At 71.2% G+C, this 20,634-nt stretch carries 22 protein-coding genes; 13 read left to right on the top strand and 9 right to left on the bottom strand.

What is annotated here, in order from left to right:
* From OQF71_RS04490 to OQF71_RS04480, 3 genes are all read right to left on the bottom strand, one after another.
* A partial coding sequence (locus OQF71_RS04490; RefSeq protein ID WP_280586072.1) for a M20/M25/M40 family metallo-hydrolase occupies positions 1 to 1,132 on the bottom strand: 1,132 nt, incomplete at its 3' end.
* A gap of 51 nt (positions 1,133 to 1,183) precedes the next feature.
* Positions 1,184 to 1,615: a thioredoxin gene (gene trxA, locus OQF71_RS04485; RefSeq protein WP_280586071.1), complete on the bottom strand. Its 432-nt coding sequence runs from the start codon at positions 1,613 to 1,615 to the stop codon at positions 1,184 to 1,186.
* 165 nt (positions 1,616 to 1,780) lie between these two features.
* Positions 1,781 to 2,845: a HAMP domain-containing sensor histidine kinase gene (locus OQF71_RS04480; protein ID WP_280586069.1), complete on the bottom strand. Its 1,065-nt coding sequence runs from the start codon at positions 2,843 to 2,845 to the stop codon at positions 1,781 to 1,783.
* Between the two features lie 251 nt (positions 2,846 to 3,096).
* Between OQF71_RS04480 and OQF71_RS04475 the strand changes: the two genes are divergently transcribed.
* Positions 3,097 to 3,378: a hypothetical protein gene (locus OQF71_RS04475; RefSeq protein WP_280586067.1), complete on the top strand. Its 282-nt coding sequence runs from the start codon at positions 3,097 to 3,099 to the stop codon at positions 3,376 to 3,378.
* 102 nt (positions 3,379 to 3,480) lie between these two features.
* Positions 3,481 to 3,636: an AbrB/MazE/SpoVT family DNA-binding domain-containing protein gene (locus OQF71_RS04470; RefSeq protein ID WP_280586066.1), complete on the top strand. Its 156-nt coding sequence runs from the start codon at positions 3,481 to 3,483 to the stop codon at positions 3,634 to 3,636.
* A 170-nt stretch (positions 3,637 to 3,806) separates the two neighbouring features.
* Here the strand turns inward: OQF71_RS04470 and OQF71_RS04465 are convergent, their stop codons facing one another.
* Both OQF71_RS04465 and OQF71_RS04460 read right to left on the bottom strand, forming a co-directional pair.
* Positions 3,807 to 4,514, bottom strand: a complete 708-nt coding sequence (locus OQF71_RS04465) for a nucleotidyltransferase family protein (protein WP_280586065.1) — start codon at positions 4,512 to 4,514, stop codon at positions 3,807 to 3,809.
* Entirely contained in the window at positions 4,511 to 5,785 is a 1,275-nt protein-coding gene (locus OQF71_RS04460; protein WP_280586064.1) for a molybdopterin molybdotransferase MoeA, read from the bottom strand. The genes OQF71_RS04465 and OQF71_RS04460 overlap by 4 nt, the downstream gene beginning before the upstream one ends.
* A 181-nt stretch (positions 5,786 to 5,966) precedes the next feature.
* Here OQF71_RS04460 and OQF71_RS04455 point away from each other — a divergent pair, with 181 nt between their 5' ends.
* The 9 genes from OQF71_RS04455 to OQF71_RS04415 all read left to right on the top strand — a co-directional run bounded on the left by OQF71_RS04455 (position 5,967) and on the right by OQF71_RS04415 (position 16,501).
* Complete coding sequence (locus OQF71_RS04455) at positions 5,967 to 6,563, top strand: SRPBCC domain-containing protein (protein ID WP_280586063.1); 597 nt, start codon at positions 5,967 to 5,969, stop codon at positions 6,561 to 6,563.
* Positions 6,560 to 7,453, top strand: a complete 894-nt coding sequence (locus OQF71_RS04450) for a xanthine dehydrogenase family protein subunit M (RefSeq protein ID WP_280586062.1) — start codon at positions 6,560 to 6,562, stop codon at positions 7,451 to 7,453. Before OQF71_RS04455 ends, OQF71_RS04450 begins: the two co-directional genes overlap by 4 nt.
* Complete coding sequence (locus OQF71_RS04445; protein ID WP_280586061.1) at positions 7,450 to 8,193, top strand: (2Fe-2S)-binding protein; 744 nt, start codon at positions 7,450 to 7,452, stop codon at positions 8,191 to 8,193. Before OQF71_RS04450 ends, OQF71_RS04445 begins: the two co-directional genes overlap by 4 nt.
* Positions 8,190 to 10,685, top strand: coding sequence for an aerobic carbon-monoxide dehydrogenase large subunit (locus OQF71_RS04440; RefSeq protein WP_280586060.1), 2,496 nt, complete (start codon positions 8,190 to 8,192; stop codon positions 10,683 to 10,685). Before OQF71_RS04445 ends, OQF71_RS04440 begins: the two co-directional genes overlap by 4 nt.
* Positions 10,686 to 10,788: 103 nt before the next feature.
* Positions 10,789 to 11,949, top strand: coding sequence for an XdhC family protein (locus OQF71_RS04435; protein ID WP_280586059.1), 1,161 nt, complete (start codon positions 10,789 to 10,791; stop codon positions 11,947 to 11,949).
* On the top strand, positions 11,946 to 12,935 hold the full coding sequence (locus OQF71_RS04430) for a MoxR family ATPase (RefSeq protein WP_280586058.1): 990 nt from the start codon (positions 11,946 to 11,948) through the stop codon (positions 12,933 to 12,935). The genes OQF71_RS04435 and OQF71_RS04430 overlap by 4 nt, the downstream gene beginning before the upstream one ends.
* A gap of 2 nt (positions 12,936 to 12,937) precedes the next feature.
* On the top strand, positions 12,938 to 14,362 hold the full coding sequence (locus tag OQF71_RS04425; protein WP_280586055.1) for a VWA domain-containing protein: 1,425 nt from the start codon (positions 12,938 to 12,940) through the stop codon (positions 14,360 to 14,362).
* On the top strand, positions 14,359 to 15,270 hold the full coding sequence (locus OQF71_RS04420; RefSeq protein WP_280586054.1) for a DUF364 domain-containing protein: 912 nt from the start codon (positions 14,359 to 14,361) through the stop codon (positions 15,268 to 15,270). Before OQF71_RS04425 ends, OQF71_RS04420 begins: the two co-directional genes overlap by 4 nt.
* 1 nt (position 15,271) lies before the next feature.
* The gene (locus tag OQF71_RS04415) at positions 15,272 to 16,501 is read left to right on the top strand and encodes an XdhC/CoxI family protein (protein ID WP_280586052.1); all 1,230 of its coding nucleotides are present in this window, start codon (positions 15,272 to 15,274) and stop codon (positions 16,499 to 16,501) included.
* Between the two features lie 24 nt (positions 16,502 to 16,525).
* On the opposite strand, the gene OQF71_RS04410 is transcribed toward OQF71_RS04415, so the two are convergent.
* Positions 16,526 to 16,939 carry a Rieske 2Fe-2S domain-containing protein gene (locus OQF71_RS04410; RefSeq protein ID WP_280586051.1) on the bottom strand — a complete coding sequence of 138 codons (414 nt, stop codon included), beginning with the start codon at positions 16,937 to 16,939 and terminating at the stop codon, positions 16,526 to 16,528.
* A 324-nt stretch (positions 16,940 to 17,263) separates the two neighbouring features.
* Entirely contained in the window at positions 17,264 to 17,635 is a 372-nt protein-coding gene (locus tag OQF71_RS04405) for a winged helix-turn-helix domain-containing protein (RefSeq protein ID WP_280586050.1), read from the bottom strand.
* A 139-nt stretch (positions 17,636 to 17,774) separates the two neighbouring features.
* Between OQF71_RS04405 and OQF71_RS04400 the strand changes: the two genes are divergently transcribed.
* Positions 17,775 to 18,278 carry a MarR family transcriptional regulator gene (locus tag OQF71_RS04400; protein ID WP_280586049.1) on the top strand — a complete coding sequence of 168 codons (504 nt, stop codon included), beginning with the start codon at positions 17,775 to 17,777 and terminating at the stop codon, positions 18,276 to 18,278.
* A 111-nt stretch (positions 18,279 to 18,389) separates the two neighbouring features.
* Here OQF71_RS04400 and OQF71_RS04395 read toward each other — a convergent pair whose 3' ends face one another.
* Positions 18,390 to 18,962, bottom strand: a complete 573-nt coding sequence (locus OQF71_RS04395) for a hypothetical protein (RefSeq protein ID WP_280586048.1) — start codon at positions 18,960 to 18,962, stop codon at positions 18,390 to 18,392.
* A 159-nt stretch (positions 18,963 to 19,121) separates the two neighbouring features.
* On the opposite strand from OQF71_RS04395, the gene OQF71_RS04390 reads away from it, so the two are divergent.
* On the top strand, positions 19,122 to 19,574 hold the full coding sequence (locus OQF71_RS04390) for a hypothetical protein (protein WP_280586047.1): 453 nt from the start codon (positions 19,122 to 19,124) through the stop codon (positions 19,572 to 19,574).
* Positions 19,575 to 19,604: 30 nt separating this feature from the next.
* Here the strand turns inward: OQF71_RS04390 and OQF71_RS04385 are convergent, their stop codons facing one another.
* On the bottom strand, positions 19,605 to 20,519 hold the full coding sequence (locus OQF71_RS04385; RefSeq protein ID WP_280586046.1) for a hypothetical protein: 915 nt from the start codon (positions 20,517 to 20,519) through the stop codon (positions 19,605 to 19,607).
* Positions 20,520 to 20,634 lie beyond the last annotated feature (115 nt).

Raw genomic sequence — 20,634 nt, 5'->3', positions numbered from 1 at the left:
CGTACTCGACGGGCGGCACGCCGGCGTTCCGGAGCGTCTTCGCGTCGCCGCCGCCCGTCGCGCTCCGTCGGAAGACGCGGTCGCCCGTGACGTCGGCCGCGGTCGACGCCACCGCTTCGACCAGCGGGCTGTCGGGCGCCTCCGCGGTGCCGACGCTCCACGAGACGTCGGTGATCGCGATCCCCTCGCAGTCGGCGACGCAGCTCCGGATCCGCGAGAGCACGTCCGGCGTCCGGACGCCCGCGGTCAGTCGCACGTCGATCTCGGCGCGGGCCGACTCCGGAACGCTGTTCACCGCGTCGCCGCCCTCGAAGACGCCGAGGTTGATCGAGGGGTACCGGAACAGGTCTCGGGCGGCTTCCACGCCCATCGTCGGAGCGTAGTACTCGACCGACTCCTCGACGATCGGCTCGACGTCGGCGTCGATGTCCAGTCGATCGGACCCGAAGCGGTCGCGAAACACCTCGACTGCGCCGTAGAGGCGGTCGATCGCGTTCACGCCGAGCGTCGGGCGCGAGCCGTGCGCCCCCTCGCCGGTCGCCTCGAGGGTCAGCCAGATGCTGCCGCGGTCGGCGACCGTGACTGAGTGGCGGTCCGCCTCGCAGGTCGGCTCGCCGATCACGCAGGCGTCCGCCTCGAGCCGATCCGCCTCCAGGAGCGCCGGCAGCCCGGCGTCGCCTCCGACCTCCTCGTCGCTCACGAGCGCGAACAGCAGGTCGGCCGGCGGCTCCGTGTCGGTCGCCGCGAACGCCCTGACCGCGAACAGCATCGACGCCACGGCGCCCTTCATGTCGGTCGCGCCGCGGCCGTAGACCCGGTCATCGACGCGTTCGCCGAGCGGATCGCGCGTCCACGCGTCGGCGTCGAACGGCACCGTGTCGAGGTGGCCGTTGTACAGCAGGGCTCGGTCTGACTCGCCGGCGAGCCGAACGAGGAGGTTCGGCTTCGCCGGGTCGACCGCGACGCGCTCGACCTCGACCGGGAGCGGGTCGAGGAACGCCTCGATCGCGCCGACGATCTCGCGCGTGTCGCCCGGCGGGTTCGACGTGTCGATCGCGAGGAGGTCGAGGGCGAGAGCAGTCAGCTCCTCCCGGTGATTCCGGACGTACTCGACCGGGGTCGCGTCGCTCATCTGCGGTCGGCGCGCGGCGTCGATTCGGGTCCTTTCATGCGTTCGGGCGGATCAGGCGTGCTCCTCGATCACGGAGCGGAGCCGCGCTTCGTCCTGCATCCCCACGAGGCGCTCGGCCGGTTGCCCGTCGGCGAACAGGAGCAGCGTCGGGACCCCTCGGACGCCGTGCTCGGCGGCGAGCCCTTGGTCCGCGTCGACGTCGACCTTCGCCACGGCCGCGTCCGTCTCGGCGGCGACCGTTTCGACGACCGGTTCGAGCATCTGACACGGGCCGCACCAGTCGGCGTAGAAGTCGACCAACACGACGTCGTGCTCGGCGACGGTCTCGGTCAGTTCCGCCTTCCCGTCGACCGGGATCGGTTCGGACGGACTTCGCGGCTCCGTCTCGTCGGTCGCGTTCGCCTCGCCGGTCTCGTCCGTCCCGTCTCGGTTCCGCAGCTCCTCGAGTTTCTGCCGCCGGATCTCTTCGATTTCCTCAGGCATCGGCTTCTCGTACGGACCGCGCCGACTTATGTGTTTGTATGCGTTATGCAATACTGTCTCTCGGCAGGGCGATCGCCACGAGTCCCGGAGTCTCGATCGCCGCCCGGAACGAAGCGGACGCTCCCGTCGTCCGGGCGACAGACGATCAGACGATCGGCGTCTCGTTCAGGGCTCCTCGACGGTCTCCAGCGTGATTCGGATGACGGTCCCGGTGGGGTCGTTCTCAAGCAGCTCGAACAGTCCGTCCGACGTCTCGACGGTCCAGTAGATGATCCAGAGCCCGAGTCCCTGCGTGTGGACGAGCGGCGTCTCCTCCGGGCTCTCGATCGCGTCCACGTTGAACTTCGGGATCCCGGCCCCGGTGTCGGCGATATCGACGACCGCCGCTCCAGTCTGGTCCCTGCGGAGCGTGACGCTCACCGCGACGTCGGTCGGCGTGTGCTCGGCCGCGTTGCGGAGCGCCTCCTCGATCGCCGTCGGCAGCGTCGGATGCGACTCCACGCGGGGGTCGCCGTCGAACTCCGTCTCTATCGACACGTCCGGATACGTCTCCCCGACCGCCTCGACCCGCCTCTCTAACAGCGCTTGGAGGCGAAACGTCTCGCGCTTGTCGGTGTTCCAGATCGAGACGATCTCGCGCGTGCGGTCGGTCGTTTCGAGGAGGCTCTCCAGGTGGGTCTGTGCGGTCCGCACGTCCTCGGCCGTCTCCGGGCCGTGATCGCGCCGATCGATGTTGTCGAGGTTGCCGAGCGCGACGGCGAGTTCGTTCCGGAGGTTGTGCCGCAGCACGCGCTGGTTGATCGTCAACAGCTTGGTCAGGTCGCGGGCTTCGTTGAGCCGCTCGTCGGCCTCGACCGCGTACAGCCCGCTGCGGATACCGACCGCAGAGCCGAGGGCGGTCGCGAACGCGAGGAGGAAGGTGAACTCCGTCTGGTTCCCCTCCAGCGCCCATATCAGCCAGACGGCGAGCGCGAGGAGCGCGAACGATCCGGCCACGCCGACCGCCGTTCGGAGCGCCCGCCACTGTCCGGACCGGGAGATCGGCCGGTCCGGGAGCCGGTATCCGGTGGCGACGACGAGGAGGGAGATGCCGCAGATCACGAACGCCTCTAACCCCGTTCCCAGCCCCTCGCCCTCGGTGACGAGATGGCCGATCCCGAGCCCGACGCAGAACGTTCCCAGCGCGTAGACCCCGTGTTGCGGACGGACCCGGCGATGTGAGAACGACACGGATGGACATACGGATAAGGAGATAAAGGGCTTCGCCAATCGCCCGGTCACGCTGGCTTGGAGCGTTCGCTCGCCCGCTTCCCGGTCGCTCTCGTCGGCGTCGAACCAGTCCGTCACGGCTCCTTTGAGCCCGCCGGACCGACCCCGCCCGCCGAGCCAGCCGCGGCCGCGCCGTCCGATCGATCGTATCGCTCAAGCGAGAGCTTTTTATAAATACCCATCGCATATGGTTATCTATCGTGTGTCGGGAGATGAGACGAGAGCCGGCGTGGGTGTCAGCGATCCGGCTGGCGATGCTAGAGGGGCGCGTCACCGTCGAGGCCGTGATCGAGGAGGCGAACCTGATCGAGGGTCGGGAGCGTACCGTCTGCGACGTGTTGGAGACGATGCGCGAGCGCGACCTGCTCACTGCCGTCGGCGGCGACGTCGACGGTTACGTTCCGGGGCCAGTGCTGATCGAGTCCGACCGATTCGACCTGGACTTCGACCGGGCCTCCGACGGCGGCGCCCACCGCTGGAACTCCGCCGTCTGACTCCCGGTGAGTTCCGGTAGCGTCCGACCGATCTTCCGTCGTTGTCGCTATGCGCCTCCATAGCGTAAACTATGTCCCTGCTACGCCGTAAAGAGCGGATCGATGGGTAATCTCACGGACACCAAAGTCTCGGAAAAGAATCTGACGACGGTCCCCAAGCCCGTGCGTAACTTCCTCAACGTCGGCGCCGGTGACCGCGTGGAGTGGCACGTCGAGGACGGGAACATCGTCGTTCGGAAGGCGACGCCCGAGGAGTGAGTCGCCGGGCGGGCGCCCAGGCGATGTTCGGTGAGCGTCCCAGCGGCGTCCGGTGAGCGTCCCAGCGGCGTCCGGTGAGCGTCCCAGCGGCGTCCGGTGAGCGTCCCAGCGGCGTCCGGTGAGCGTCCCAGCGGCGTCCGGTGAGCGAGTCGCCGCCCGACACCCACCGCTCAGTCGTCGCCCGCGTCTCCCGCACCGTCCCCCGGGAGGTCCTCCGGACGGTCCACGTCGCGGCGGACCCCCGGGTCGTCGACGGCGACGAGCGCGCTCGCGTCGTCCTTGAGCAGTATCTCCCGCCCCCCAACGTCGCCGTCGACGTCGGCGAGCCGGTCGAAGAAGCGCCGATCGAACAGCACCGGGTTCCCGCGGTCCCCCTCGTAGGCGGCCGCGACGGCGTCGCCGACGCCGGCGGCGTACGCCGCGACGAGCGACTCGACGGTCTCCGGGTCGACGAACGGCATGTCGCCCAGTCCGACGACCGCGGCGTCGACCGCCGGGCCCGTTCCGTCGCGGCCCGCGCTCGCACCGCCCCCGCCGGCGCCCTCCCGAACCGCGTCGATCCCGGCCCTGACCGAGGTCGACTGTCCCGTCTCGTACGCGTCGTTGTCGACGGTCTCCACCGGGAGGTCGGCGACGGCGGCCCGGACTCGCTCCGCCTCGTGACCGACGACGACGACCACCGGGTCCAGTCCGGCGTCGACCAGCGTCCGGGCGGCGCGGCGCACGACCGGCTCCCCGTCCGCGCTCGCGAGGAGCTTGTTGGCGTCGCCGAAGCGGCTGCCGGTCCCCGCCGCGAGCAGCACGCCGGCGACTCGGGGCGGGACGGCGTCGCCCCCTTCGAACGGCGGCGCCGCGATCGGAAGCTCCTCGCCGGTCATCGCTCGACCACGGGGTACGGGACGACGGCGACCGCCTCGCCGGCCGACAGCGCCGACTCGGTGAGCACGAACCCGTCGGCGCGCGTCGCCCGCGTGCTCGACGAGAGCACGCTCGGGTCGAACGTCTCCTCGTACACGGCCAGCGGCGAGTCGACGTGACCGAGCGGCGTCGCCTCGTCGCCGTCGAGCGTCACCGGGACGGCGTAGGTGAACCCCGGGACGGAGATGCCCACGTCGCTCGCCACCGCGGCGTCGACGGTCGGGAGCGCGGTGCTTCCGGTGAAGAACGGACGCGCGACCAGCGCGGTCACGGCGTGCGCGCCGACCGGCTTGCCTGGGATCGCGAAGGCGACGGCGTCGCTGTCGTCGAGCGTCGCGACCGCGATCGGCTTGCCCGGACGCAGCGCGACCCGGTGGAAGTGCACGGTGCCGAGGTCGCGGAGCGCGCGGACGACGTAGTCCTTGTCGCCGACGCTCGTGCCCCCGGTCGTCATCACGACGTCGTGGTCGGCGGCCACCCCGGCGATCCGGTCCCGAACGCGCTCGTACTCGTCCGGAACAGTGCCTTCGTACGTCGCCTCGCCGCCCCACCCGCGGACGAGCCCCGCGAGCATCGGCGAGTCGAGGTCGTCGTGGCGCCCCTCGTGGATCTCCGTCCCGGTCGCCAGCAGGCCGACGGAGAGCCGCTCGGTCACGGGCACCTCGTCGATCCCGAGATCGCCGAGCAGGATCGCGTCCTTCGCGCCGAGTCGCTCGCCGGCCGCGAACAGCCGCTCGCCGGCCGCGACGTTGCTGCCGCGCTCGTAGACGTACGTGCCGGGCTCGGTCGGTGACCCGTCGAGCCGGCCGTCCTCCACCGTCGCCTCCTCCTGTTTGAGGACGGCGTTCGCCCCGGCGGGAAGCGGCGCGCCCGTGAAGATCCGAACTGCCTCGCCGTCGGCGATCGCCGGCGGGTCGGACTCCGGGAACACCTCTCGGTCGACCAGCTCGTAGGGGTACCCCTCGGTGGCGTCGAACGCGTAGCCGTCCATCGTCGCGTGGCTCCGGGCGGGCACGTCGCTCGGTGCGTCGATCGGCTCGGCCAGGGTGCGCCCCGCGATCCGATCCAACGACGCGGTCTCGACCGCCCACCGGTCAGACCACTCGTCGCGGAGGTCGCGGACGCGCTCCGCGGCCGCCTCAAGGGGAGTTATCTCCCCGTGGTCGTGGCCGCGGTCTCCGTCGGAGTGGTGGCTCTCACCCCCCTCCGATCCGCCTCTATCGCGACTCATCTGTGTCCTCCGGGGCTCTCAGCGCCGATCGGCTCGTATTCGGGATGTCTGTCATGGTCAATAACGTTTATTATGGTGCTATGAAATAACACACCTTGTGGTAATAGTATGCTCATAGTAGGGGGGTATAAAAGATGACGGTGACGAACGGACGAACAACTGCGGACGCGGAGGAGCGCAGATGAAGTTCGACGGCGAGTTCGAGCTCGACGGCGTCCCGCCCGAGAAGGCGTGGGTCGTGCTCTCGGACCCGATCGCGGTGCGCGACTCGTTGAAGGGATGTCAGTACATCACCCCGATGGACGACGAGTTCGAGTGGGACACGTACGAGCCGGAAGCGGACATTCCGACGCTGCCGGAGGCGGAGGCGGACGACGTCGCCGCGCGCGCGTTCCGGTCCGGACAGGACTACGCGGCGCTGATGCAGGTCGGCGTCGGCAGCGTGAAGCCGAAGTTCGAGACGACCGTGACCATCGAGGACCGCGACGAGGAGGAGTTCATCATGACGGCCACCGGCTCCGGCTCCGCGAGCGGAAGCAGCTTCAGTATGGAGTCCGGCATGCATATCCATCCGCAGGAGGACGGCGACGGCTCCCGCATCGAGTGGTGGACCGAGGCCGACATCTCCGGTCGCATCGCCCAGCTCGGCGGCCGCGTCATCAACCCGGTCGCCAACAAGATCGTCAATAACTTCTTCACTTCCATCGAGTCGCAGATGACCGACGTCGAGGAGACCGACTCCGGGGTCACCGATAAGATTCGGGGGATGTTCGGATGAAGTCGGCACCGTTCGAGCACCACGAACCGGACACGGTCGACGAGGCGGTCAGCCTGCTGGAGAGCCTCGACGACCCGACGATCCTCGCCGGGGGACAGAGCCTCGTGCCGATGCTCCGGTTCCGGCTCGCGAACCCCGACGTGGTCGTCGACATCAACGGCATCGACTCGCTCGACTACCTCGACGAGGGGGACGGCCACCTCCGTCTGGGCGCGCTCGCCCGCCACGCCGACGTGGAGGACTCCGATCTGATCGACGAGAAGTACGGCAGCTTCGCCGACGCCGCGCCGCTGGTCGCCGACCCGCAGATCCGGAACCGCGGCACGGTCGTCGGCTCCGTCGCGCAGGCCGATCCGAAGGGCGACTGGGGGAGCATCCTCCTCGCCCACGAGGGCGAGGTGATCGCCACCGGCCCGGACGGCGACCGGGCGATCCCCGCGGACGAGTTCTTCCTCCTGCCGTACGACACGACGCTCGGCGAGCAGGAGCTGATCACCGAGATCCGCGTCCCCGAGCCGGCGCCGACCGAGGGGAGCGCGTACCACAAGCTGAAGCGGAAGACCGGCGACTACGCGATGGCGGGCGTCGGCGTTCGGCTCGTCTTCGACGACGACGGCGTCATCGAGTCGGCCGGGATCGGGATGACCGCCGTCGACATCACCAACGCCCGGGCGACGGACGCAGAGGAGCACCTCGAAGGCGAGCGGCCCAGTCCCGACCTGTTCGCGACGGCGGGCGAGCTGGCCGCCGAGCAGTCGAATCCGGAGTCGGACGAACACGGCGGCGCCGATTACAAAGAGCGGATGGTCGACGTCCTCACCCAGCGCGCGCTGAGCGACGCCGCGGAGCGCGCGGGGACGGTGACGGTCCAACGGAGGGTAACACAGTGACTGACGAACGCGAAATCACGCTGACGGTCAACGGCACCGAACACACGATCGAGGTCGAGCCGCGCCGGCTCCTCGTCCACGCGATCCGAGAGGACTTGGACATGACTGGCACGCACATCGGCTGTGACACGGGCAACTGCGGCGCCTGCACCGTGCTGAAGGACGGCGAGCCGATCAAGTCCTGCCTGATGTTCGCGGCGCAGGCCGACGGGGCGGAGATCCTCACCGTCGAGGGAATGGAGGACCTTCCCGAGGCCGACGACATCCACCCGCTTCAGGAGGGGTTCCGAGAGGAGCACGGCCTGCAGTGCGGCTACTGCACCCCGGGGATGCTGATGGCGGGGAAGGCGCTGCTCGACGAGCATCCGGATCCGGACGAGGAGACGATCCGCGACGCGATCAGCGGCAACCTCTGTCGGTGTACCGGCTACCAGAACATCGTCCGCTCGATCGAGTACGCGGCCGAGGAGCTGGAGAACCGGGCCGCCGCCGACGGCGGCGCGGTCGCGGCCGACGGTGCGACGGACGGGGGGCCCGCGGCGTCGCCCGAGGGCGGCCACGCGGCCCCTGAGTTCGGCGGCGACGCGGACACGTTCTGCGGCCGCGAGGACTGCTGCGGCGGTCCCGACGGGGCCGACCCGTTCGACCGCGACGCGCTCCTCGACGACGCGGGCGACGCGGACGACACGGCCGACGCCGACGCGGGCACCGATGCGAACGACCGAGGTGACACCAAATGAGTAGCGAACCAGACACGCCCGACGCGGAAACGGAGTATCAGCACGACGACGACGGCGGTCCCGATCCGGAGAAGCACTGCGGCCACGGCCGCGGCGGCATGGGCGAGGAGGTGACGCGCAAGGAGGACAAGCGCTTCATCACCGGTCGCGGCAACTACGTCGACGACATCAAGAAGCCGGGCATGCTCCACTGCGAGATCGTCCGGAGCCCGCACGCACACGCCCGGATCGAGGAGATCGACGGCTCCCGCGCCGAGGCGATGGACGGCGTCGTCGCCGTGCTGACGGCCGAGGACTTACTGGAGCACGACCTCGCGACGATGCCGACGCTGATGGACGACACGCAGGACGTGCTCGTCAACGAGAAGGTGAAGTTCCAGTCGCAGGAGGTCGCGGCCGTCATCGCGACGGACCGGTACGCGGCGAAGGACGGCGCCCAGAAGGTCGAAGTCGACTACGACGTGCTCGACCCCGTCGTCGACGCCGAGGAGGCGCTGGAGGAGGACGCGCCGCTGGTCCGCGACGAGCTCGAGGACCAGGAGGACAACCACATCTTCGACTGGGACACCGGCGACAAGGAGGCCACCGAGACGGTCTTCGACGAGGCCGCGGTCACCGTCGAGGAGGACATGCTGTACCAGCGGCTCCACCCCGCCCCCATCGAGACGTGCGGCGCGGTCGCCGACTGGGACCCGGGCATGGACAAGATGACGGTCCACATGACTTCGCAGGCGCCCCACGCCCACCGCACCCTGTTCTCGCAGGTGTCGGGGATCCCGGAGCATAAGGTCCGTATCGTGAGCCCCGACGTCGGGGGCGGGTTCGGCAACAAGGTGCCGATCTACCCGGGCTACGTCGTCGCCGCGGCGGCGTCGTACGTCCTCGAAGAGCCGGTGAAGTGGATCGAAGAGCGCTCCGAGAACATTCAGACGACCGGGTTCGCCCGCGACTACGACATGACCGGCGAGCTCGCCGCCACCGAGGACGGCGTGATCGAGGGCGTCAAAGTCGACGTGCTCGCCAATCACGGCGCGTACAACGCGGCGGCCCAGCCGTCGAAGTTCCCGGCCGGCTTCTTCAACATCTTCACCGGGTCGTACGACATCGAGGCCGCGTACGGCTCGCTGACGGCCGCGTTCACGAACACCGCGCCCGGCGGGGTCGCCTATCGGTGCTCGTTCCGCGTCACCGAGGCGGTGTACCTCATCGAGCGCATGGTGAAGGTGCTCGCCGACGAACTGGAGATGGACCCGGCGGAGATCCGCCGGCGGAACTTCATCCCCTCGGACGCGTTCCCGTACGAGTCCGCGACGGGCTGGAACTACGACTCCGGCGACTACGAGAAGGCGCTGGATAAGGCCTTAGAGATGGCCGACTACGACCACTACCGCGAGGAGCAGCAGCGCCGGATCGAGGAGGACGCCGACAAGCTGATCGGCATCGGCATCTCCTCGTTCACCGAGGTCGTCGGCGCCGGTCCCGGCAAGCAGTGCGACATCGCCGGCATCGAGATGTTCGACTCCGCGGACCTGCGCGTGAACCCGACCGGCAACGCGGTGTTGCGGGTCGGCGTCCAGACGCAGGGGCAGGGCCACGAGACCACGTTCGCGCAGATCGTCGCCGAGGAGCTCGGGATGGACGTGGACTCGATTACGGTCGAGCACGGCGACACCGACACCGAGCCGTACGGGCTCGGGACGTACGGCTCGCGGTCGACGCCCGTCGCGGGCGCGGCCGCCGCCGTCGCCGCGCGTAAGGTGCGCGACAAGGCGAAGTCGATCGCCGCAAACGAGCTGGAGGCCGCCGAGGAGGACATCGAGTGGGAGCGCGAGTCCGGCGAGTTCCACGTCGCCGGCGCGCCCGACCGCTCGATCACCATCACGGAGATCGCCGCGGGCGCCTACATGAACCACCCCGGCGACGAGGAGCCCGGGCTGGAGGCCGTGAACTACTACGACCCGCCGGAGATGACGTACCCGTTCGGTTCGTACATCGTGATCGTCGAGATCGACCGCGAGACCGGCGAAGTCGACTTCGAGAAGTTCGTGGCGGTCGACGACTGCGGCAACCGCATCAACCCGATGATCATCGAGGGGCAGATCCACGGCGGGCTCGCCCAGGGGATCGGCACCGCGATGTTAGAGAAGGTCACCTACGACGACAACGGCAACGTCACCGGCGGTGACTTCATGAACTACCTGCTGCCGACGGCCAACGAGATCCCGAACTTCGACACGGGCCACACCGTCACGCCGTCGCCGCACCACCCGATCGGAGCGAAGGGCGTCGGCGAGTCGCCCACCGTCGGGTCGCCGCCGGCGATCGTCAACGCCGTCGTCGACGCGATGAGCCACGCCGGCGTCACCCACGTGGAGATGCCGATGACGCCGGACGTCGTCTGGGAGACGCTCGACGAGGTCGGACTGGCCCACCAGCCCGCCCACAACGTCGAGTTCGATCTCGGCGACGACGCCGAGCCGGCCGACGACTGAGCCGCACGCAGCCGCCCCCGTTTCGACTCCCCCGATCGGACGCCGTTCCGACTCCCCGATCGGCCGCGCCGGCCGAGTCGACGGGACCGTTTCCACCCAACAGATGACACACGACGAGACCCAACACGACGGGACCGACGAGCCCGCACACGACGGAACCGGTAGGCCCGAAACCGACGACTCGACCGGGACCGATACGAGGATCGACGACGGCGACGTCTCCGACTTGGAGGCGACGCTCGCCGAGCGCCGCGAGCCGTACGCGCGGGCGACGATCGTCCGCCGCGAGCCGCCGGTGTCGGCCAACGTCGGCGACCGCGCGGTCGTCACCGCCGACGGCGAGATCCACGGCTGGGTCGGCGGCGCGGCCTGCGCTCAGTCGGTCGTGGCGACGCAGGGCGTCGCGGCGATAGAGGCGGGGAGCCCGCGGCTCGTCGGGATCGCGCCCGACCCCGAGGCCCTCGACCGTCCCGGGCTCGACGCCTTTCCGATGACGTGTCACAGCGAGGGCGTCCTCGAACTCTTCATCGAACCGGTGACGCCGACGACCGAGCTCGTCGTCGTCGGCGACTCCCCGGTGACTCGCTCGCTCGCGCGGCTGGCCGACGAGCTCGCGGTCGACGTGACGCTCGTCGTCGCCGACGGCGACGCGGACCGCGACGTGCCCGCGTCGACGCGGGTGCTCGACACGGTCGACCACGGGGAGATCTCCGACGCCGTGGGCCGCGCGCCGCTCGTCGTCGTCGCCTCGATGGGCGAGTACGACGCGCGCGGCGTCGCCGCCGGCGTCCTCGCGGACGCGACCTACGTCGGCCTCGTCGCCAGCGACGAGCGGGCGGCCGAGGTGACCGAGCGCGCCGCGGGGCTGCTCGACCGCGACGTGGGGGAGGTCGTCGCCGCGGTGACGAACCCCGCGGGCGTCGACGTGGCAGCCTACACGCCGGCGGCGATCGCGGCGAGCCTGCTCGCCGAGGTCGTCGACGAGCGGTCGACGGCGAGTCCGGCGGCCGCGGGCGGGACGGCCGGTGGAAGCGAGGGCGACGACAGCGAGGCCGGCGCCGACGACGCGGGCGACCTCTCCGAGGATGGCGACGACGAGGGCGAGACCGCGATCGACCCGGTCTGCGGCATGACCGTCGACCCGGCGACGGCCGACGCGTCGGTCGAGCACGACGGCGAGACGTACCACTTCTGCTGTCGCGGCTGCGCCGACTCGTTCGCGAACGACCCGGCGTCGTACCTCGACGAGGGGGCCGAGGCGTGAGCGGGGAGCTCGACGGGGGGCCCTTCGCCTCGCTCACCGAGGCGGAGCTCCGCGAGCGGTTCGAGGCGGCCGACTACGTCGCCGACGACCGCACGGTGACGACGGTCGACCTCGCGCTCCGACTGGGGCGCCCGCTGCTCGTCGAGGGGCCGCCCGGCAGCGGCAAGACGGAGCTCGGCAAGACGCTCGCCGAGGGGTTCGACACGGAGCTGATCCGGCTCCAGTGCTACGAGGGGCTCACCGCGGAGAACGCGCTCTACGAGTGGAACTACACGAAGCAGCTGCTCGCCGTGCAGGCCGACGAGGGGACCGTCGCCGGCGGCGCCGGGACGAACGGCGCCGCCGGAGCGGCGGGCGGGCACAGCGGCGAGCCGGACACCGGCTCCGTGTTCGGCGAGGAGTACCTCCTCGAACGCCCCCTGTTGCGCGCGCTCCGGAGCGCCGAGGGACGGCCCCCGGTGCTGCTGATCGACGAGATCGACCGCGCCGACGAGGAGTTCGAGGCGTTCCTACTGGAGCTGCTCTCGGACTTCCAGGTGTCGATCCCGGAGTACGGCACCGTGAGCGCGTCGACGCCGCCGGTCGTGATCCTCACGTCGAACCGGACCCGAGGGCTGAGCGACGCGCTGAAGCGCCGGTGCCTCTACCTCCACGTCGAGCCGCCGTCGTTCGAGACGGAGTACGAGATCGTCCGCCGGAAGGTACCGGAGCTCGACGCCGCCGTCGCCGCGGAGGTGTGCTCGGTGGTCGAGCGGCTGCGCGAGGAGTCGTTCCTCAAGCGCCCGGGCGTCGCCGAGACGCTGGACTGGGCCCGCGCGGTCGCCGCGCTGCGCCACGAGGACGCCGACGAACCCCTCGCGGCCGACGAGATCGAGCGGACGATCGGTTGCCTGCTGAAGGAGGCGGAAGACGTCGGTCGCGTCGACGCGGAACTGCTCGAACGGCTCCGCGACGCCGCGAGCGCGGCCCCAGAGCGGGTCGAGTGACCGTGGCGCGATCCGACGGCACCGAGACGGAGACCCCCGATTTCCCGGCGGCGAGACAGCACCTCGTGACGGAGCTGATCCGGTTCGCGGCCGTGCTCCGCCGAGACGGCGTCGCCGTGCCGGCCTCCGGCACCCTCGACGCCGCCCGCGCGCTCGCCGCGGTCGGGCTCGCCGACGAGCGACGGGTCGAGGCGGCGCTCCGCGCGAGCCTGCTCTCCGAGACCGCCGACGGCGACGCCTTCGACGAGGCGTTCCCGACGTTCTGGCACCGGCTCCGAAGCGGGCTCGACCGGATCGCCACCGCCCACGACGGGCCGTCGCCGGAGGGCGGTGAGGACGGCGAGGACCGAGGGACGGACGACGCGGCGCCGGCCGACGACTCCGGCGACGCCGACGCGGAGGACCCGGGACTGCTCGACGACGCGGAGCCGCCGGAGATGGACGCCGACGGCGACGGCGACCCGACGGTCAGGATTCCGACCGACCGTCGCCACGCCGCCGGGGACCGGCCGACCGACGAGCAGCGCGACGAGCGGGACGGGCGGCGGTACAGCGCGGTCGGCGAGAGCGCGCTCGTCGAAGCGGACGTCCCGGTCCCCTCGAAGGCGGAGCACGCGGCCGCCGAGCGGTTCGTCGACGCGCTCTCGTCGCTGCCCGGCCGGCGCCGCCGCCGGTCGCCGACCGGACCGCTCGTCGACGCGCGCGGCGCGCTACGGGCGAGCCTCCAGACCGGGGGCGCGCCGATCGACCTCCCGCGCGACGCGCCGACGCCGAGCGAGCTGCGGTGCTGTCTGCTCGTCGACGTCAGCGGGTCGGTGCTCGACACCGTCGACCGGAGCGCGCTGCTCGCGCTCGGGGAACGCGTCGCGACGAGCGCCCGGGACGCCCGCGTCTTCCTCTTCGACACCGACTTCGCCGAGGCGACGGCGGCGTTCTCGGACCCCGCCCGCTCGCCGGCCGACGCGCTCCGCGCCGCCGAGATCGAGTGGGGCGGCGGCACCAGGATCGGTCACGCGCTCGACGAGCTTCGCCGGACCGCCCCGCACGCCGTCGACCGGCGGACGGTCGTCGTCGTCGCGAGCGACGGGCTCGACGTGGGCGATCCCGACCTGTTCACCGACGGGATCACGTGGCTCGCGGACCGGGCCGACGGCGTCGTCTGGCTCAACCCGCTCGCCGTCTCCCCGTCGTTCGAGCCGGCGTCCCGCGGCATGGGAGACGCGGCCCCCTACGTCGACGGGCTGTTCGGGTTCGCCGAGGCGCGCGACCTCGCGGAGGCGGCCCGCCAGATCGAGCGGCACGGGCTCGGCGGGCCGATCGGCTACGAGCACGACCCGCGCCGGACCGGCGGCGAGCCCGAGGGCGGGCGCGGCCGCGCCGGCGACGAGACGGAGAGCGGCGACCACGGCGAAGGGGGCGTCGTATGACCGGCGCCGGCGGGCGCGTCGATGGGGGGACCGCTGACGACGACCGCGATGGCTCCGTCCCGGAGTGGCCCGGTCCGACCCTGCGGGCGACGCTCGACGCGCTCCGCGACCGCGGCGCGCTCTCGGGAGTCCGCCTCGATCGCGTCACGGTCGGGGATTCCGTCGTACTCGTGGAGCTATCGGGCGAAGACGGACGGGAGTGCCGGGACGGACGGCGACCCGCGGCCGGACTCGCGCACCTTCCCGAGGGGGCCGCGCCGACCGCCCCCACCGACGTCGACGGACTGCTGGCGCCGGTTCCGGCGGCCGAGGACGGCCCCGAAGGTACGACCGACGCGGTCGCGCTCGGCGCTCGCGCGCTCGCGGTGGCGACGCTGAACGCCTGCGCGGCGCCGCTGCTCGACTGGCGGGACGGTGACCCGATGGCCCTGCTCGACCCGTCGGTCGAGACGGTCGTCACGGTCGGGCTGTTCCGGCCCGCTTTCCGGAAGTTCGACGGCGTGGAGGTCCGCGCCATCGAACGCGAACCCGTCGACCCGGCGACGGTATCGACGCCCGCCGGCGTCGCCTTCCGGTCGTTCACTCCGGCGGAGACCGCAACCGCGATGGACGGGACGGACGTGGCCTTCGTCACCGGCTCGACGCTCGTGTACGGCGGGATCGAGCGATACCTCGACGCGGCCCCCGCGTCGGCGACGGTCGTCGTGGTCGGCGCGACCGCCTCGTCGCTCCCGGACCCGCTGTTCGAGCGCGGCGTCGACGTCGTCGCCGGCGCGGCCGTGGACGACCCGGGCCGGGCGCGAGACGCGGTCGCGGGCGGCGCCTGCGGCACGGACCTGCACGACCGCGGCGTTCGAAAAGTATACGCGGCGCGCGACGCGCCGTCGACTATCGACCTACAACCCTGATATGTCAGCAAGCAACTGGAGCGTACCGGAGACCGAGGTGGTACAGCGCGTTCGCGACCGACTCGACGCCGACGGCATCGACGTGCTCGCGACGATCGTCGACGTCGAGGGGAACGCCTACCGTCGGCCGGGGGCGAAGATGCTCCTCGACGACGACGGGACGGGCGTCGGCTCGATCACGGCGGGCTGTATCGAGGACGACCTGCTCGCCGCCGCGGAAGCGGTCCGCGAGACGGGCCGCCCCGATCGGGTCACGTACGACCTGATGGAGGACGACGACGACGTCTGGGGGCTCGGCGTCGGCTGTAACGGCGTGATCGACGTCCTGTTGGAACCCTTAGACCAGACGTACCGCCCGGCCGTCGAGGCGTTCGGCGCCGGCCGCGACGTGGCGGTGCTCACGGTGCTCTCCGCCGGCGGTGAGGGGGGCGAGGGCGGCGCGGGAGACGCCGGCGACGGTTCGCAGGCCGACCGAAGCCGCCTCGGCGAGCGTTCGTACTACCACCCCGACGAGGACCGGCTGACCCTCCCTACCGAGTCGTCCGCGGACGGGTGGCCGGTCGAGGCGCTCGCGGGGCCGGCGGCCGATCTCGCCGGGCGCGGCGCCGCCGACATCGTCACCGTCGAGGACGGGACGGGGGAGACGCTGGAGGTGTTCGTCGACGGACTCGCCGCCCCGGACGACCTCGTCGTCTTCGGCACCGGCCACGACGTCGGACCGGTGGTCGAACTCGGCGAACGGAACGACTTCCGCGTCACCGTCGTCGGCTTCCGCGGCGGGGTCGACCTCGACGCGCGGTTCCCCGAGGCCCACCGGACCGTGACGACGTCGCCGGCGGGGCTCGACGACGTGCTCGACCTCGACGCGCGGACGCACGCGGTCGTGATGACGCACAACTTCGTCGACGACCGAATCGCCGTGGAGCAGCTGCTCCGCTCGCCGGCGCCGTACGTCGGACTGATGGGGCCGCGGGAGCGGTTCGAGGAGATGCTGGAGGCGTACGACGACGAGGAGACGACGTTCGACGAATCGGAGCTCGCGTCGCTGTACACCCCGATCGGGCTCGATCTGGGCGGCGGCTCACCGTACCAGATCGCTCACAGCATCGTCGGGGAGGTCCTCGCCGTCAGCAACGACCGGACGCCGCGCCACCTGCGCGAGCGCGAGGGGCACATTCACGACCGCGTCGACATCGAGGCGCGCTCGGAGCCCGGAGCACCGAGCCGGTAGCGGCGACAGGGGAGAGAGAATCGGTCAGAGCGAGAGGTGCGAGGTCGACCCGGGGTCGTCGTCGTCCGTGCCGCCCTCGTGTCGGAACGCGTAGTCGTCGTCGGTCAGGTAGACGGCCCCGTCGTCGACGGTGACCTCGACGTCACGGAGCGTCGTCCCGGCCGCCGGACCGTTGTCGCAGTCGCCGGAGCAGGCGTCGAACAGCGAGCCGTGCCGCGGGCAGATCACCTCGCCGTCCCGCATCGGGACGCCGTCGCCCGTGTCGAACCGCTGCCTCTCGTGCGGGCAGGTGTTGATCCACGCCCGGGCCCCGGGCGCCTCCTCGCAGGGTACGAGGACGACCTCCCGGTCGTTCGTGAACGGGTCCGCCGCCGTGAAGCGGTACGACCCGCGCTCGGTGACGGTCTCGACGTCGGTGAGCTTCGTCCCGTCGGGCATCGACCGAGTCCACGATTCCCCCGTTGAAAAGCGTCGCGGCGGATCCCTGCTCGGGAGCGTCGCCGGCGACCTCGCTGGCGCGTTCGAGGGCGACTGACCTCGCCGGCGCGTTCGGTCTCCGTCGGTCTCGCGGACGCGCTCGGTCGCACGAACCGGCCGCGATCCACGGTCGTTCGGCCGGTCGTCAGGCTGGCCGTTCGGCCGGTCGTCCGGCTGGCCGTTCGGCCGGTCGTCAGGCTGGCCGTTCGGCCGGTCGTCCGGGCGACACGCATCGGCCGTCAACAACGGACCGAGGGCCGACCGATCGTGGCGCCCCCGGACCGCTCAGGGCGGGTCGCGCTCCGTCGGCGACCGGTCGGCGGTCGCGTCGAAGCGCACGACGAGCCGCTCGGTCGTCGGGGCGTACACGGTCATCTCTTTTCCCTTCTCGGAGTACCACGTGTTGATCGGCGTGATCAGCTCAGCGTCGCGGAGCCGGTCGAGGTGGTAGGTGACGTTCTGGAGCGACGCGTCGACGTCGGCCGCGACGTCGGAGGCCGTGCCGGGTTCGTCCGCGAGCGCCGCGAGGATCCGCTGGGCGGTGTCACACGAGAGGACGCGCAGCGCGTCGGTCGGCTCGTCGCGCCCGATCACGACGTCCGTCTGCTCTCGGGGGGCGTGGTCGACTGTCGGTCGGTGTGGAAGCGCGCTTGCCATGGGTGTGGAGGGCGAACAGTTGTTTTGTCTGTTCGGTTCGAGTCGAACGAACGAATCAAACAATTTAATACTTACGAAACGTCACCCTCGCGTATGGCCGTTCGACACGTTCATGGGTCGGAGCGACGAGGGCTCCCGTATGAGTGAGGACGCCGAGGCCGTCCGCGAGCGCGTCATCGAATCGCTCGAACAGTCGGCCGAGGTGTACGGGCTGAGCCGCAGCGCCGGCCGGATCTACGGCGTCCTCTACTTCGCGGACGGCCCTCTGTCGATCCCCGAGCTCGTCGACCGGACGGGGTACGCGAAGTCGACCGTCAGCAACGTCACCCGAACGCTCACGCGCGTCGGCCTGATCCATCGACGGTCGTCCGACGGCGGCGGGCGGCGGGTCCGGTTCACCGCCGAGCGAGAGATCTGGTTCATCCTGCAGGACGTGTTCCAGCAGTACGTCCAACGCGAGCTCCAGACCACCCACCGAACGATCCGACGCGCGGAACGCGGGCTCGACGACGCGGACGGTCGCGAGGCCGAGCGAATCCGCGAGCTCCGAGAGACGTACGAGGACCTCCAAGAGATCGTCGAGCTCGCGTCGGACCTCTCCGCCGCGGAGCTTCGCGACGCGCTGGAGTCCTACGAGCGGTAGCGCTCACCGCCCCCGTCGGGGACGCGGTCGAGCCCGCTTTCCGACGGACCGCCCTCCCGATCGAACCCCGCTACCGCCCGCTCCTCGTGCTATCAGTGCCTGCACCTCGTGCTACCAGTACACCGTGTACGTACACGCGTCGCCGCCCTCGCGTCGACAGCTCGACCCGGTCTCCTCGATGAACACGAACGAGTCGACCGGGGCGTGTTCCTTCGCCACGCCGCGGATCAGCCCGCGGTCGAACGGGCACGGATACGGTGTGTGACACGTCACCTCGCCGGCGCGGTCGTCGGTCCGCTCGAAGCGGTACTCGCCGATCTCCCCGCCGCGGTGGTTCCGACGGTAGGCGTCGTCGATCCCGCGAAGCCCGTCCGGGACGGGCTCCGACTCGTTCGGGACGGGCTCCGACTCGTCCGGCCAGTCGGCGATGTCGGGAAGCTGCTCGCCGAGGCGGTCGAGGACGTGTGGCTGGAGGTCCGTCGCGATGGTCTCGAACGCCTCCAGCCACGCCTGCTGCGGATACCACTCGTCTGGGGACGGGTCCCGGATTCCCTCCTCCGCGAGCGCGGCGATCGCCCGTTCGCGGTACGCGTCGGAGAACCGCCCCATCCCCTCCTCGACGACCGACAGGACCGTCCGACCGTTCACCTCCACGCCGCGGTCGAACGCCTCGTACGGAGTCATGATAGCCGTCTTACGGATTCGGAGATATAAATCCAGCACATCGGGTGACCGGGCGGCCGGCTCCGGGCCGCGGCGCGGCGCTCGTGACGGCCGTCGCCCGTAGACATGTTTCAGTATATCTGACAAAAACGTAATACCTCGGGAGCGTCTCGTGAGCGCATGGTGAAGAGCACGGTTCGGTTTCCCGAGTCTGTGGTCGGCGAGATCGAGTCGCTGGTCGAGAGCGGCCAGTTCGAGAGCAAATCCGAGTTCTACCGGTTCTCGACCGATTACGTGCTGAATCAGGTGCTCGACGAGTACGAGCCGGAGACCATCGACTACGAGGATATCAGGGCGGAGGTCATGCCGCAGGCGGATCGCGAGCTCGGGGTCGACGCCGACGCGGACCACCCGCCGTTCTTCGATTCCGTCGCCTTCGTCAGGAAGCTGGCGCTCCGCGGGAACTTCAGCGACGCCGAGGACTTCATCGACCACCAGTACGTCCCGGGCGACCGGCACGCGGTCGTCCTCGAAGAGCTCCTCCGGCTGTACCGCGAGGAGGCGACCCCCCCGCCCCGGGAAGCCGCTCCGAACCGAGAGCCGCGCGCCGCACCGGACGAACCGCAGCGCTGACCGCGCCCGCGGCCGGTACATCCGGCCGACTCACCCGCGCCGCACCGCGATACCGGAGTAGCCGCAGCCGTCACACGAGAGCGTCTCCCGCGCGCCGAACTCGTACGCCGACAGCGACGCGCCACAGCGCGGGCACGGATCGCCCGCGGTGAGCGGCGGGGCGTGGCGGACGCCGGCGACGACGAGCCGGACGGCGAGCTCGTCCGCGGCCGCCTCGTCGACCGCGCCGCCCCAGATCACGTTGGCGTCGGCGCCGATCCGCCCTCTGACCGCCGCGATCACGTCGGTCGCGGCCGTGACGCTCGTGTCGGGGTCGACGACCACGTCCACGAGCACCGCGCTCGCGTCGGTCGCGTCGACTCCGGCGGGGAGCCCGTCGAAGGCCCCCGCGACCGCGGCCGCCGGCGCGTCGCGGTCGGCGGTCCCGGTTCCCAGCGCGGCGACGCCGGCCGAGAGCACCGTCTCGGCGTCGGTGAGGTCGAGGTTGACGAACCCGGGCTCTTGGACCGTCGCGAGGAACGCGCGAATCGCCGCCTCGACGGCGTCGTCCTCGGCGACCACCACGGCGCCGACGGACTCCCGGACCGGTGAGAGCGCGTCCTCATCGGCGGCGGCCGCCGGGACGACCGCGACCGCGAACGCGTCGCGGTCCGCGAGCGCGCGGAGCGTCTCGCTCACTTCGCCGACGCCGTCGACGTCGTCGGGGTCGAGGGCGACGACGACCGCCGCGGGCTCGGTCGGCGACGCGGGCGCCCCGGCGCCCTCCGACGCGGGGCCGCGATCGCCCACGGAGGGCCCCTCGGCGAGCAACTCCGCGGCCGTCGCGCACCGGGCGTCGCGAAACTCGGCGCCGGCGAGCCGGTCGGCGTAGGCGCCGAGGCCGCAGACGGCGACGGAGCCGCCGAGGGCGTCGGCCGCCTCGCGTAGATCGTCCCGGTGAGACATCTGGAAGGGCCGTTTCGCCTCCGTCGACAAACCCTTTCCCACTCGCGAGTCGGGCGGACGGCCGATCGCGGGCGGCCGATCGTCTATCCGGCCGCGCCGCCGGACGGATCCCAAC

The organism is Halorubrum sp. Boch-26, from assembly GCF_029889805.1.
Classification (GTDB): Archaea; Halobacteriota; Halobacteria; order Halobacteriales; family Haloferacaceae; genus Halorubrum.
The sequence above is the reverse complement of the archived record's forward strand: the minus strand, read 5'-3'. Positions and strand labels throughout refer to the sequence as shown.